The organism is Klenkia sp. AC732, assembly GCF_979256525.1.
Map to the genome: position 1 here is coordinate 26,030 of NZ_CEEDOS010000045.1, position 13,020 is coordinate 39,049.

The window sequence follows — 13,020 nt, forward strand, 5'->3', positions numbered from 1 at the left end:
TCTAGTGCCTGGCGCGGTGGGCCGCGGGGTGCCCGGCCTGGTCGGAGAGCTGACGCAGGCCGTTGACGATGCCGCCGACCAGGTCGCCGGAGCCGAACGAGCTGGTCATCGACAGCACCGCGAGGGCGCAGGCGCGGTCGGGCAGCCGGCGGGCCGCCGCGGAGCCGGTCACGACCTCGAGGACGCGCTGGTCGGGCGACACGGCGATCAGGACCGAGTGGGTGGTGTCCTCGCCGGAGCGGGCGTGCAGGTCCTCGGCGCCCGCGCGGGTGTCGGCGGGCAGCTCGCCGATGTAGAGGGTGAAGCGCAGCCCGGTCTCCCGGGAGGACATGGTCAGCGCCTCGTCGAGCCGGGCCAGCTCGGCGGGGGTGAACGGGGCGGGAGCGGTGCCGCCCTCGCCCTCCTGGCCGTCGACGATCGGCTCTCGGGTGCCGGCGAGCTCGGTGGCCATCAGCGGGTGCTGCCTCTCTGCGGGGTCGGTAGGGACGTGCTCACGCGGGGGCTCACCAGGTGCCGCGGGCGCCGCCGGAGGCGGTGCGCGTCACGGCGGGCGTGCTCGGGGCGTGCGGGGCCTGGCCGATCGCCAGCGCGGAGGCCCGGGCGCCGGTGGGGATGGCCTCGTGCTCGCCGTGCTCGCCGTGCTCGTCGTGTGCGGCACCGCCGGCGCGGTGCGGCTCGTACCAGACCGGCGCGTGGCCCCAGGGCTTGCCGGGCTTGTACCGGTCCCGGTTCTTCAGCGCGGGCAGCATCACCAGGGCGGCCACGACGAGCATGAACGCCAGCGGCGCCACCAGGAAGACGAGCAGGGTCTCGACGACGGTCACGCCCGGCAATCTACCGGGGCCCCCCGGGACCGGCTCACCAGACCGGAGGGTGTCGGTGCGCCCACGGCCGGGCCTGCTCCAACTGGGCGGCCAGCGCGATCAGGGTGACCTCGTCGGCGGGGCGGCCGACCAGCATGGTGCCGATCGGCAGGCCGTCCGCGGTCCACCACAGCGGCACGCTGACCGCCGGCTGTCCGGTGACGTTGTAGACGGCGGGGAACGCGGCGTAGGCCTTCTGCCGCTCGAAGTCCGCGGCGCCGTCCCCGTCGTGGTCGAACCAGCCAACCGGGCGCGGGGTGTCGGTGCAGATCGGTGCCAGCAGGACGTCGAAGGCGTCGGTGGCCTGCACGAACCGGCGGCTGAAGACCCGGAGGGTGAAGAGCGCGTCCATCGCCTCCCGGGCCGAGAGCGCCAGCCCGCGCTCGCGCAGGTACCGGGTCAGCGGGCGCAGCAGCGGGACCTGGGCCTCGCCCACCGGCAGGGTGGCCCCCGACAGCGACCAGACCGTCTCGAACGCGGCCAGCACCTGGTCGGTGAGCGGTGCTGCCGGCAGGTCGACGACCTCGTGGCCGAGGGACTCCAGCAGGGCGGAGGCGTCGTCGAAGGCGGCCGACACCTCGGGGGCCAGCTGCACACCGGGCATCCCGGAGTCGCGGTAGCGCCCCACCCGCAGTCGCCCGACGGGCCGGTCCGCGGCGGCCAGGAAGGTCTCCCCCGGCGGCAGCGGCGGCGCCCAGCTGGGGTCGCCGACGACGGGTCCGGCCATGGCGTCGAGCATCGCCGCGGCGTCCCGGACGGTGCGCGCCAGCGGGCCCTGCACGCCCAGACCGGTGATCTCGGCGCCCAGCGGGGCGCTGCTCACCCGCCCGCGGGTGGTCTTGATGCCGACCAGGCCGTTGATGCCGGCCGGGATGCGGATCGAGCCCCCGCCGTCCGAGCCCTGCGCGAAGGGCACCATCCCGGTGGCGACGGCGGCCGCCGCTCCCCCGCTGGACCCACCGGCCAGCCGGGTGGTGTCCCACGGGCAGCGGGCGGGGCCGGCGACGTCGTTGTCGGTGTAGCAGGGGAACCCGAACTCCGGGGTGTTGGTCTTGCCCAGGCTGATCGTGCCGGCGGCGGCCAGCGCGGTGACGACGTGGTCGTCGACGGTCGGCACGTGGTCGGCCATCGCCGCGGAGCCGAAGGTGGTGCGCACGCCGGCCGTGAGGTTCAGGTCCTTGATCCCGGTCGGGACGCCGAGCAGCGGTGGCAGCTCACCACCGGCGGCCAGCAGCCGTTCCGCCGCGGCGGCCGCGGCCCGGGCCCGGTCGGGGGTGACGGTCACCCAGGCCCCGATGCCGGCGTCCAGGGCCTGGATGCGGGCCAGGTGGTGGTCGACCAGCTCGGTGGGGCTGGCCTGCCCCGACCGGACGGCCGCGGCCTGCTCCAGCGCGGTCAGCTCGTGCAGCTGCGTCATGGCCGGGACGCTAGCGGGGCATGATCGGCACCGTGACGACCCGTGCCGACGCCCAGGCGCTCGACGCCGCCGACCCGCTGGCCGCCTTCCGCGACCGGTTCACCGGCGACGGACCCGACGGCAGCTGGGACGACGGCCCGGACCGCCGGCTCTACCTGGACGGCAACTCGCTGGGCCGGCTGCCCCGCGCGACACCGGCCGCGGTCGCCCGGGTCGTGGAGCAGGAGTGGGGCGCCGGGCTGGTCGGGTCCTGGTCGCAGTGGGTCTCCCAGGCCGGCCGGGTCGGCGACGCGCTGGCCGCCGGGGTGCTGGGCGCCCGTCCCGGCGAGGTGCTGGTCAGCGACTCGACGTCGATCGACCTGTTCAAGCTGCTGGTGGCCGGCTGTGACGCCCGGCCGGGCCGCGACGTCGTCGTGTGCTGCGCCGACGACTTCCCCACCGACCGGTACGTGGTGGCCGGGGTGGCAGCACAGAAGGGCCTGACCGTCCGCGAGGTCGCGGCCGACATCGACGCCGGGCTCGACCTGGACGTGCTGGCCGCGGCGCTGGACGGGCGGGTCGCCGTCGTGGTGCTGTCGCTGGTGGCCTACCGCTCGGGCGCGCTGGTCGACCTGGCCGCGGTCACCGCGCTGGCCCGCGAGCACGGCGCGCTGGTGCTGTGGGACCTCAGCCACGCCGCGGGGTCGGTCGAGGTGGACCTCGACGCGGGTGGGGCCGACCTCGCCGTGGGCTGCACCTACAAGCACCTCAACGGGGGTCCGGGGGCGCCGGCCTTCCTCTACGTCCGGCGGGAGCTGCAGGCCGACCTGCGCCAGCCGGTGTGGGGCTGGTTCGGCCAGCGCGACCAGTTCGCGATGGGCCCCGAGTACGACCCGGCCCCCGGGGTGGACCGCTTCGCCGTCGGCACGCCGCCGGTGCTGGCCACCGCTGCCGTCGAGGTGGGCGTGGGGATCACCGCGGAGGCCGGCATCGCCGCGGTCGCCGCCAAGGGCCGCGCGCTGACCGACCTGCTGGTCGCGCTCGCCGACGAGCGGCTGCCGGCCCTGCAGCTGGCCTCGCCGCGGGACGCCGCCCGCCGCGGGGCGCACGTGAGCTTCGCCCACCCGCAGGCCTGGCAGCTGACCCAGGCGCTGGTCGACCGGGGCGTCGTCCCGGACTTCCGGACGCCGGACCGGGTGCGCTTCGGCCCGGCGCCGCTCTACACCCGCTTCGTCGACGTCTTCGACGCCGTCGAGCGGCTGGCCGACGTGCTGGCGACCGGGGCGCACGAGGGCTACCCGACCCGGCGCAGCCGGGTCACCTGAGCCCTCAGGCCGGGACGCTCTCGGCCAGGCCCAGCCAGCTGCGCCAGCGCGGGTCGACGGCGCGGTGGCCCAGCAGCCGCCAGGCCGACCCGCTCGGGGCGACCGGCGGGTGCGGCAGCGTCCAGCCCAGCTCGGCCAGCGACCGGTCGGCCTTGGTGTGGTTGCACCGCCGGCAGGCCGCGACGACGTTGTCCCAGCTGTGCGTGCCACCCCGGCTGCGCGGCCACACGTGGTCGATGCTGGTGGCCGGGGCACCGCAGTAGACGCACGTCGAGCCGTCCCGGGTGAAGACGGCGCGGCGGGACAGCGGGACCTGCGCCGGGTAGGGCACCCGCACGTACCGGGTCAACCGGACGACGACCGGCACGGGCAGCGCCACGAGCTCGGCGTGGCAGAACACGTCCGAGACGTCGACCGGCTCGGCCTTGTGGGCCAGCACGAGCACGATGGCCCGCCGGCTGGACACCACGCACAGCGGCTCGTACGTCGCGTTGAGCAGCAGGGTGGCCGCAGTCGTGGCAGCGGGCGGCACGGGACCGGGGCGGGTGTCGCGCCGCGGGCCCGGCGGGCCCGACGCGGACGACGACCCGAGTGCGGTGAGCGGCACGGGGCACCTCCGTCAGCCCCGGACCGCCGGGGTGCTGCACGACCCACGGGCACCCCCATCCTGCACCGCCCAGGTGACGAACGGGCAAACGAGTTGTCGGGGGTGGTGGCTACCGTCGGCGCGTGACCGCCTCGCCCGACCTGCGCCCGGACCCCGCCCTCGCCCCCCGGCTCGACCTCGTCGAGGACCTGCACGGCCACCGCGTCGCCGACCCCTACCGCTGGCTGGAGGACGCCGCCGACCCGCGGACCTCGGACTGGTCCGCGGCGCAGGACGAGTACGCGACCGCCCTGCTGGGCGCGCTCCCGGACCGGGAGGCCTTCGCCGCGCGGCTGTCCGATCTGGTCCGCTCCGGCGCCGTGGGGCTGCCCGCGTGGCGGGCCGGCCGCGCCTTCTCCACCCGCCGCGACCCCGGCCAGGAGCACGCGGTGCTGCGGGTGCGCGAGCCAGACGGCACCCACCGAGTGCTGGTCGACCCGGTGCAGCTGGACCCTGCCGGCACCACGACGCTGGACGCCTGGTCGCCCTCCCCCGACGGCACCCGGTTGGCCTACCAGGTCTCGGTGGGCGGCGACGAGGAGTCCCGGCTCTTCGTCCTGGACGTGGCCACCGGGGAGCTGCTGGACGGTCCGGTCGACCGCTGCCGCTACTCCCCCGTCGCCTGGCTGCCCGGGGGCGAGGAGCTCTTCTACGTCCGCCGGCTGGCCGCCTCCGACGTCCCGGCCGGTGAGGAGCAGTTCCACCGGCGGGTGTGGCGGCACCGGGTCGGCGCCGACCCGGCCACCGACGTGCTGGTGCACGGGGAGGGCCTGGACCCCACCAACTACTACGGCGTGCGGGTCTCCTCCGACGGCCGCTGGCTGGTCGTCTCGGCCTCGGCCGGCACCGCCCCCCGGGACGACGTGTGGCTGGCCGACCTGCACGGGGACGGGGCGTTGGCACCGCTGCAGGTCGGCGTGGACGCCCAGACCTCGGCGTGGGTGGCCCGGGACGGGCGGCTGTGGCTGTTCTCCGACCGGGACGCCCCGCGTGGTCGGCTCGCCGTCGCCGACCCGGCCGACCCCGGCACCTGGGCGCCCGCCGCCTGGACCGAGGTGATCGCGCAGTCCGAGGACGGCGTGCTCACCGACGTCGCCCTGGTCGACGGCGCAGACGGGTCGTTGCAGGTCCTCGCCGTCCACGCCGTGGACGCCACCGACCGGTTGTCCCTGTGGGCCGCCGACGGCTCGGGCCGGGTCGGGGAGGTGCGGGTGCCGCCGGGGTCGATCGCCGGGGTGAGCGCCCCGCCCGAGGGCGGGACGTCGGCGTGGGTGGGCTACACCGACCACGCCACCCCGCCGTCGGTGCTGCGCTGGGACGCCGCCGACCCCACCGCGCTGACCGACTGGGAGCGGGCCCCCGTCGCCGGCGCCGTCCCTGACGTCGTCGTCACCGAGACCCGTGCGACCTCGGCCGACGGCACCCCGGTGCACCTGTTCGTCGTCGCCCTGGAGGGCGCACCCTCGACCCCGCGGCCCACCGTGCTCTACGGCTACGGCGGGTTCAACGTGTCGCTGACCCCGGGCTACAGCGCGCAGACGCTGGCCTGGGTCGCCGCCGGCGGGGTGTGGGCCGTGGCCAACCTGCGGGGCGGGTCCGAACACGGTGAGGAGTGGCACCGCGCGGGCATGCGCGAGCGCAAGCAGAACGTGTTCGACGACTTCGCCGCTGCCGGTGAGCACCTGGTGGCCCAGGGCTGGACGACCCACCCCCAGCTGGCCGTCTTCGGCGGTTCCAACGGGGGTCTGCTGGTCGGCGCGACGCTGACCCAGCGCCCCGACCTGGCCGCGGCCGTCGTGTGCAGCGCCCCGCTGCTGGACATGGTGCGCTACGAGCTCTTCGGGCTGGGCCGGACGTGGAACGACGAGTACGGCACCGCGGCCGACCCCGAGGAGCTGGGCTGGCTGCTGGGGTACTCGCCCTACCACCGGGTGGTCGAGGGTGCGGCGTACCCGGCGGTGCTGATCACCACCTTCGAGTCCGACACCCGGGTGGACCCGCTGCACGGCCGCAAGCTGGCCGCGGCACTGCAGCACGCCACCTCCGGGGCCGCGCCGATCGTGCTGCGGCGCGAGGTGGCGGTGGGCCACGGGGCGCGTGCGGTGAGCCGTACGGTGGGTCTGGCGGCGGACCAGCTCGCCTTCCTGGCGGCGCACACCGGGCTCTCTGCCCGCTGACCCCGCACCCCCCCGCCGACGGCCGGCCCCGGCCGCGCGCCGTCCCAGACCCGGACGGCACAGCCGTGCCCGTGAGCACCCGGGGACCTGGCGACGGCGCGGGTCGACCGACGACCCCGATGCACCTGGGAGACTCCTGCAGTGATGAGCACAGCACTGTCCGTCACCGCGGCGGCGACCGACGGCCTGGACGCCCCGAGCTGCGTCACCGACGACTCGTCCTCGTTGTGCGCCCGGCTCTACGAGTGGTTCGGCATGGACTGGTTGGCCGCGAACGCGCAGACCCTGGTGGCGACCCCGCTGCGGATCCTGCTGATCGTGGTGGTGGCACTGGTCGCGCGGGCGGTCATCAACCGCACGATCCGCCGGCTGACCGACCGCACCGCCACCGGTCAGATGCCGACGATCCTCAAGCCCCGCCGCACCAAGGGCCCCGGGCCCTCCCACCAGCAGGTGGTCGAGCAGGTCGCCGAGCGCCGCACCCAACGCTCGGAGGCGGTCGGGTCGGTGCTGCGCAGCTTCGCCTCGATCGTCGTGTTCTTCATCGCGATCGTGCTGGTGCTGGGTGAACTCGGCATCAACCTGGCCCCCATCGTCGCCTCGGCCGGTGTCGTCGGCGTCGCGCTGGGCTTCGGCGCGCAGAACCTGATCAAGGACTTCATCGCCGGGATCGGGATCATCCTGGAGGACCAGTACGGCGTGGGCGACGTCGTCGACCTGGGTGAGGCCAGCGGCACGGTCGAGGCCGTGGGGCTGCGGATCACCCGACTGCGCGACGTCAACGGCGTGGTCTGGTACGCCCGCAACGGCGAGGTCCTGCGGGTGGGCAACAAGAGCCAGGGCTACGCCCAGGTCGTCATCGACATCCCGGTCGCCCACGACACCGACCTCGAGAACTGCCGCACGGTCATCCAGGAGGTCGGGGACGCCGTCTACGCCGAGCCCGAGTGGGCGCAGGTCATCCTGGACCAGCCCGAGTCGCTGGGCGTGGAGTCCATCACCGCCCAGGGCATCCTCATGCGCCTGCAGGTCCGCACGACGAACGCCGACCAGTGGCGGGTCGGCCGCGAGCTGCGGATGCGGCTGCAGGAGCGCTTCGCCACCGAGGGCATCAAGATCCCGCTGCCCACCTTCGGGGCCCCGGCCACGGGGGCTGCGCCCTGAGCCACCGCGCCCCGGAGGAGGTGGCCGCAGACCGGCCGGCCAGCTACCGGTCGGTGTTCGCGGTGCCGGAGTTCCGTCCGCTCTTCGGGTCCTACCTGCTCTCGACCATCGGCGACGAGCTGGCCCGGCTGGCCCTCACCGTGCTGGTCTACCAGCGGACCGGGTCGGCGCTGCTGAGCGCGGCCACCTTCGCGATCAGCTACCTGCCGTGGCTGCTGGGCGGGCCGGTGCTCTCGGCGCTGGCCGACCGGTTCCCCCGCCGCACGGTGCTCGTGGCCAGCGACGCGGCCCGGGCCGTGCTGGTGGGGGTCATGGCCCTCCCCGGCATGCCGCTGCCGGCGCTGCTGGTGCTGCTGCTGGCGGTGTCGGTCTGCTCGCCGCCGTTCGAGTCCGCGCGGTCGGCGCTGACCGCGGACATCCTCACCGACGACCGCTACGCCGTGGCGACCTCGGTGACCGGGATCCTGCAGCAGGTCTCCCAGATCGGCGGGTTCCTGCTCGGCGGGTTCCTGGCGACCGCGTTCACGCCGTCCCTGGCACTGGCGGTCAACGCCCTCACCTTCGCGGTGTCCGCGATCTGGCTGACAGCCGGTCTGCAGCGGCGGCCGGCGCCGGTGCCCGAGGACGGGACGGACCCGGGCACGGTGCTGACCGACGTGGGCCGCGGCCTGCGTCTGGTGCTGGGCACCCCGCGACTGGCCTCGATCGTCGCCGTCCTGTGGGTCGGCGTGCTGTTCGTCAACGGCCCCGAGGGGATCGTCACACCGCTGTCGGTGGAGCTGACCGGCTCGGCCGCGCTGGTCGGGGTGCTGCTGTCCGCCCAGCCCGCGGGCACGATCGTGGGGGCGGTGCTGGTCGGCCGGTTCACCTCCCCGGCCCGGCGCGAGCAGCTCATGGTGCCGCTGGTGGTGCTGTCCCTCGTGCCGCTGGTGCTCGTGTGGCCCGCCCTGCACCTGGGCGGCACCGGGGCCCTGGTCGCGGTCACCGCGCTGCTGGCGCTGTCCGGCGCCGGGTCGGCCTGGACCATCCCGCTCAACGTGGTCTTCGTGCAGGCCGTGCCCTCGGCCTACCGGGGTCGCGCCTTCGGGGTCGCGATCGCCGGGCTGTTCGGGGCCCAGGGGCTGGGCGCGGTGGGCGCCGGGGCGCTGGCGTCGGAGCTCCCACCGACGGCCGTCGTCGGGGTGCTGGGCGCCGTCGGCCTGGTCGCCGTCGTCCCGACGCTGGTGGCACTGGTCCGCACCCGCCCACCCACGGACGCCGGGACTGCGGGACCATCGAGGGCATGAGCGAGTCGAGTCGGCCCCTCCCCTCGGCACGCACCTTCTACGCCGAGGTCGGCGGGGCCCCCACCTTCCACGCCCTGGTGGCGCACTTCTACGCCGGGGTCAGGCAGGACCCGGTGCTGGCGCCGCTGTACCCGCAGGACGACTGGGAGGGCGCCGAGGACCGGCTGCGCGGCTTCCTGGAGCAGTACTGGGGCGGCCCGACCACCTACTCCCAGGAGCGCGGGCACCCCCGGCTGCGGATGCGGCACGCGCCCTTCGCCATCGCCGAGCCCGAGCGCGACGCGTGGCTGCGCAACATGCGCGCCGCCGTGGACTCGCTGGACCTGACCCCCGAGCAGGACGCCACCCTCTGGGGCTACCTGGAGATGGCCGCCCGGTCGATGCAGAACCGCTGGACCGAGCCGGCCGAGGGCGACCTCTCCCCCTGACCCGCCCCACCCGCACCAGCTGACAGCGCCGTCGGCGTGCCCCCGAGACCCGCTGGAGCACCCGTGACCACCACCCCCGACGCATCCGCCGCCACCGACTGGTGGCGCGACGCGGTCTTCTACCAGGTCTACATCCGGTCCTTCGCCGACGGCGGGGACGACGGCGTCGGCGACCTCGCCGGCATCCGGGCCAAGCTGCCCGAGCTGGTCGCGCTGGGCGTCGACGCGCTGTGGATCAACCCGTTCTTCCCCTCGCCGATGGCCGACCACGGCTACGACGTGTCCGACCCCCGCGACGTCGAGCCGGTGTTCGGCACCCTGGCCGAGTTCGACGCGCTGCTGGCCGAGGCGCACGAGGCGGGCATCCGGGTGACCATCGACCTGGTGCCCAACCACACCTCCGACCAGCGCGAGTGGTTCCAACAGGCACTGGCCGCGGGCCCCGGGTCGGCCGAGCGGGCCCGCTACGTCTTCCGGGACGGGCAGGGCGCCGACGGTGCGCAGCCGCCGAACAACTGGCCCTCGATCTTCGGCGGTCCGGCGTGGACCCGGGTCGCCGACGGGCAGTGGTACCTGCACCTGTTCGCCCCCGAGCAGCCCGACCTGGACTTCACCCACCCCGAGGTGCTCGCCGACCTGGAACAGACGCTGCGCTTCTGGCTGGACCGCGGGGTCGACGGCTTCCGGATCGACGTGGCGCACGGGATGGTCAAGGCCGAGGGCCTGCCCGACGTCGACTTCGACGAGGCCGGCCTGTTCGACGACCACGGTCCGGGCGACCCGCGGCTGGACAACGACGGTGTGCACGACGTCCACCGGGCGGTCCGCCGGGTGATGGACGCGTACCCCGGCACGATGACCGTGGGCGAGGTCTGGGTCTCCGACGACGAGCGGCTGGCCCGGTACCTGCGCCCGGACGAGCTGCACTCGGCGTTCAACTTCCGGCTGCTCACCGCCGACTGGGACGCCGCCTCCCTGCGTGATGCCGTCGTGCACTCCCTGGCCTCGGTCGAGCAGACCCCGGCGCCGGCGTGCTGGGTGCTGTCCAACCACGACCGCCCGCGGCACGTCACCCGCTACGGCGACGGCGAGCTCGGCACCCGCCGGGCGCGGGCCGCGGCCCTGCTGCAGCTCGCGCTGCCCGGGATGGCCTTCCTCTACAACGGCGACGAGCTGGGCATGCCCGACGTCGACCTGCCCGACGAGGCCCTGACCGACCCGGTCTGGGAGCGCTCGGGGCACACCGAGCGCGGCCGGGACGCCTGCCGCATCCCGGTGCCGTGGAGCGGCGACGCCCCGCCGTACGGCTTCACCAGCGGCTCGGACACCTGGCTGCCGATGCCGGCGGGCTGGGCCGGGCTCACCGCGCAGGCCCAGGACGGTGACCCCGACTCGATGCTGTCGCTGTACCGGTCCGCGCTGCACACCCGTCGGACCTCCCCGCTGGTCCGCGGCGGGCTGACCTGGCTGCCGGCCCCGGAGGGCTGCCTGGCCCTGCGCCGGGACGGCGGCCTGGTCCTGCTGGTCAACCTCTCCGGCGCGCCGGTGCCACTGCTGCCGGGTGACGTGCTGCTGGCCAGCGCCGACGTGACCGGTGGGACGCTGCCGCACGACGCGGCGGTCTGGCTGCGGGACTGACCCCGGGCCCGCCCGGCGCCTCCCGGACCCCTCGGTCCGGGAGGCGCCGGGGGCGGGCACGGGTAGCATCGATTCCGACACGACCCGTGACGAATGTGGTGACGCGCGACCCGTTCGTCCCCGCTGACCAGCCCAGGAGGCCGTCCGGCATGGCCCTGCTGCAGGTGGACGGACTCGTCAAGACCTTCGGCGCCCGCCGCGTGCTGCAGGGGGTCTCCTTCGCGCTGGACGGCGGGGAGGTCGTCGGTCTGGTCGGCGCCAACGGCGCCGGGAAGTCCACCCTGGGCGACGTCGTGGCCGGCACCACGCCCCCCGACGGCGGGTCGATGACCCTCGACGGGCGGCCCTACGCACCGCTGTCCCCCGAGGACGCCCGCCACCTGGGGGTGGGCGTGGTCGAGCAGCTGGTCCGCATCGACCCGCAGCTGACCGTGGCGCAGGCCCTGGCCCGGGGCGGCGACGCCGCCGGGCTCTCCGAGCGGGTGCTGCGTGACCGCGCCCGGGCGGTGCTCGCCGAGGTGGGCCTGGAGCTGGACCCCGACCTGCTGGTGGGCGACCTGCCCCGGTTCGTGCACGGCCTGGTCGAGACCGCCCGGGTGCTGGCCGAGGACACCCGGCTCGTCGTCCTGGACGAGGTGTCGGCCGCGCTGACGCCCACCGAGGTGCTCGCCCTGCACGCCGTGGCCCGCCGGCTGCGGGAGCAAGGCCGCGGGGTGCTCTACATCAGCCACCGGCTGCCCGAGATGCTCGAGGTGGTCGACCGGGTGCTGGTGCTGCGCGAGGGCGTCATCGCCGCCGACTCCCCGGCCCGGGACCTCGACCCGGCCCGGCTGGCCGCCGCCACCCTCGCCCCCGCCCCGCTGACGCCGGCCCCGGCGGTCCCCGCCCGGCCGGTGGCCGCCCCGGTGGGGCCCGGCGCCGTCGCGCTCTCCGTCCGGGGCCTGCGGGTGCCCGATCGGGTCGACGGCGTGGACCTGGAGCTGCACCGCGGCGAGGTGCTCGGGCTCACCGGGGACCGCGCGTCGGGCGTCCTGGAGCTCGTCGGTGCCCTCAGCGGGGCCGTGCCCGCCTCAGCCGACGAGGTGCGGCTGCGGGGACGTCGCCACACCGGCTCGCCCATGCTGCCCGTCTACTCCCCCGACGAGGACGCCTACGGCGTCGACCCGGGCGAGACCATCGCGCGCACCCTCGTCGACGAGCCCTGGGGTCGACCGACGGACCTCACCACCGAGATCGCGTCGCTGCGCGGGGTGATCAAGACCGTCCACCAGCTGCACGTCAACACCGGCAGCATCCGCACCGTGTTCGGCGCGCTGTCCGGGGGCGACCAGCACAAGCTGGCGCTGGCCCGGTGGCTGGCCGCGGCCGGTGACGTCGTCGTGGTGCAGGAACCCACCCGGGGCCTGGACCAGCGCTCCCGCCGCGAGGTCCGGGCGCTGCTGGACGAGGCGACGGCGCGCGGCACCGCCGTGCTGGTGCTCTCCGTGGACCCCGACGAGCTCGCCGAGTGCTGCGACCGGGTGGGCGTGCTCGCCGACGGCCGGGTCGTGGAGTGGGTCGACGTCGCCGACACCGACCCCGCCGGACTGCGCGACCGGGTGCTCCGCCAGGCCGCCCGCGCCTGAGGCGACCGGAGCCCGGGCCCGGCCCGGGCGACCGGGGTCGTCCCGGCCCCCCGGCCCGGGACGACCACCGGGTCAGACCGTGATGGAGCCCGCGACACCGCGCAGCTTGTGCCGCGCCAGCGCCAGGTTCGCGGTGTTGCGGTCGAGCACCAGGTAGACGAACAACCCGGACGTGCCCGCGCCCTTGAGCACGTTGATCAGGTGGTACTGGGTGCGCAGCGTGATGAGGATGTCCTCGATCTCGTCGCTGAGCTCGATGTCGCTGATGGTGCGCAGCTTGGCGCGCACCACGTTGGAGTTGCCGGCCGCGGCCACGTTGAGGTCGAAGCCGGGGTTGCCGCCGGCGGCGAGGGCCATGCCGCTGTCGACGTCCACGATGGCGGCGCCGTTGGCGCCGTCGATCGAGAGCAGGTCGGAGATGACGGTGTCGAGCTGTGCCACGGGGGGTGCTCCTGTCGTCGGGGTGGGGGGT

At 75.5% G+C, this 13,020-nt stretch carries 12 protein-coding genes; 7 read left to right on the plus strand and 5 right to left on the minus strand.

The window, feature by feature from the left end:
- Position 1 precedes the first annotated feature (1 nt).
- The 3 genes from AC0IVP_RS18395 to AC0IVP_RS18405 are packed head-to-tail and all read right to left on the minus strand — an operon-like array spanning position 2 to position 2,280.
- Positions 2-451 (minus strand): DUF5130 family protein, encoded by a 450-nt coding sequence (locus AC0IVP_RS18395; protein WP_200939017.1) that lies wholly within the window; start codon positions 449-451, stop codon positions 2-4.
- Between the two features lie 52 nt (positions 452-503).
- Positions 504-824 carry an aa3-type cytochrome oxidase subunit CtaJ gene (gene ctaJ, locus AC0IVP_RS18400; protein WP_471758442.1) on the minus strand — a complete coding sequence of 107 codons (321 nt, stop codon included), beginning with the start codon at positions 822-824 and terminating at the stop codon, positions 504-506.
- 34 nt (positions 825-858) lie between these two features.
- Positions 859-2,280, minus strand: a complete 1,422-nt coding sequence (locus AC0IVP_RS18405) for an amidase (RefSeq protein WP_471758444.1) — start codon at positions 2,278-2,280, stop codon at positions 859-861.
- A 32-nt stretch (positions 2,281-2,312) separates the two neighbouring features.
- Between AC0IVP_RS18405 and kynU the strand changes: the two genes are divergently transcribed.
- Entirely contained in the window at positions 2,313-3,584 is a 1,272-nt protein-coding gene (kynU, locus tag AC0IVP_RS18410; protein WP_235564857.1) for a kynureninase, read from the plus strand.
- A gap of 4 nt (positions 3,585-3,588) precedes the next feature.
- Here kynU and AC0IVP_RS18415 read toward each other — a convergent pair whose 3' ends face one another.
- Positions 3,589-4,116, minus strand: a complete 528-nt coding sequence (locus AC0IVP_RS18415; protein WP_056298194.1) for an HNH endonuclease — start codon at positions 4,114-4,116, stop codon at positions 3,589-3,591.
- Positions 4,117-4,313: 197 nt separating this feature from the next.
- Here AC0IVP_RS18415 and AC0IVP_RS18420 point away from each other — a divergent pair, with 197 nt between their 5' ends.
- The 6 genes from AC0IVP_RS18420 (at position 4,314) to AC0IVP_RS18445 (ending at position 12,548) form a co-directional block, all read left to right on the plus strand.
- Entirely contained in the window at positions 4,314-6,407 is a 2,094-nt protein-coding gene (locus tag AC0IVP_RS18420; protein ID WP_471758446.1) for a prolyl oligopeptidase family serine peptidase, read from the plus strand.
- Positions 6,408-6,551: 144 nt separating this feature from the next.
- The gene (locus AC0IVP_RS18425; protein ID WP_056297336.1) at positions 6,552-7,571 is read left to right on the plus strand and encodes a mechanosensitive ion channel family protein; all 1,020 of its coding nucleotides are present in this window, start codon (positions 6,552-6,554) and stop codon (positions 7,569-7,571) included.
- Positions 7,572-7,591: 20 nt separating this feature from the next.
- Complete coding sequence (locus AC0IVP_RS18430) at positions 7,592-8,857, plus strand: MFS transporter (protein ID WP_471758448.1); 1,266 nt, start codon at positions 7,592-7,594, stop codon at positions 8,855-8,857.
- Entirely contained in the window at positions 8,854-9,285 is a 432-nt protein-coding gene (locus AC0IVP_RS18435; protein WP_056297333.1) for a globin, read from the plus strand. Before AC0IVP_RS18430 ends, AC0IVP_RS18435 begins: the two co-directional genes overlap by 4 nt.
- Before the next feature lie 63 nt (positions 9,286-9,348).
- Positions 9,349-10,923 (plus strand): glycoside hydrolase family 13 protein, encoded by a 1,575-nt coding sequence (locus tag AC0IVP_RS18440; RefSeq protein ID WP_471758450.1) that lies wholly within the window; start codon positions 9,349-9,351, stop codon positions 10,921-10,923.
- Positions 10,924-11,072: 149 nt separating this feature from the next.
- Positions 11,073-12,548, plus strand: coding sequence for an ATP-binding cassette domain-containing protein (locus tag AC0IVP_RS18445; protein WP_471758452.1), 1,476 nt, complete (start codon positions 11,073-11,075; stop codon positions 12,546-12,548).
- A 72-nt stretch (positions 12,549-12,620) separates the two neighbouring features.
- On the opposite strand, the gene AC0IVP_RS18450 is transcribed toward AC0IVP_RS18445, so the two are convergent.
- On the minus strand, positions 12,621-12,989 hold the full coding sequence (locus AC0IVP_RS18450; protein ID WP_056297324.1) for a hypothetical protein: 369 nt from the start codon (positions 12,987-12,989) through the stop codon (positions 12,621-12,623).
- Positions 12,990-13,020 lie beyond the last annotated feature (31 nt).

Coding starts and splice junctions, on each gene's coding strand:
- AC0IVP_RS18395 (WP_200939017.1), bottom strand. CDS start 451: ATGGCCACCGAGCTCGCCGGCACCCGAGAGCCGATCGTCGACGGCCAG.
- AC0IVP_RS18405 (WP_471758444.1), bottom strand. CDS start 2,280: ATGACGCAGCTGCACGAGCTGACCGCGCTGGAGCAGGCCGCGGCCGTC.
- AC0IVP_RS18425 (WP_056297336.1), top strand. CDS start 6,552: ATGAGCACAGCACTGTCCGTCACCGCGGCGGCGACCGACGGCCTGGAC.
- AC0IVP_RS18435 (WP_056297333.1), top strand. CDS start 8,854: ATGAGCGAGTCGAGTCGGCCCCTCCCCTCGGCACGCACCTTCTACGCC.
- AC0IVP_RS18445 (WP_471758452.1), top strand. CDS start 11,073: ATGGCCCTGCTGCAGGTGGACGGACTCGTCAAGACCTTCGGCGCCCGC.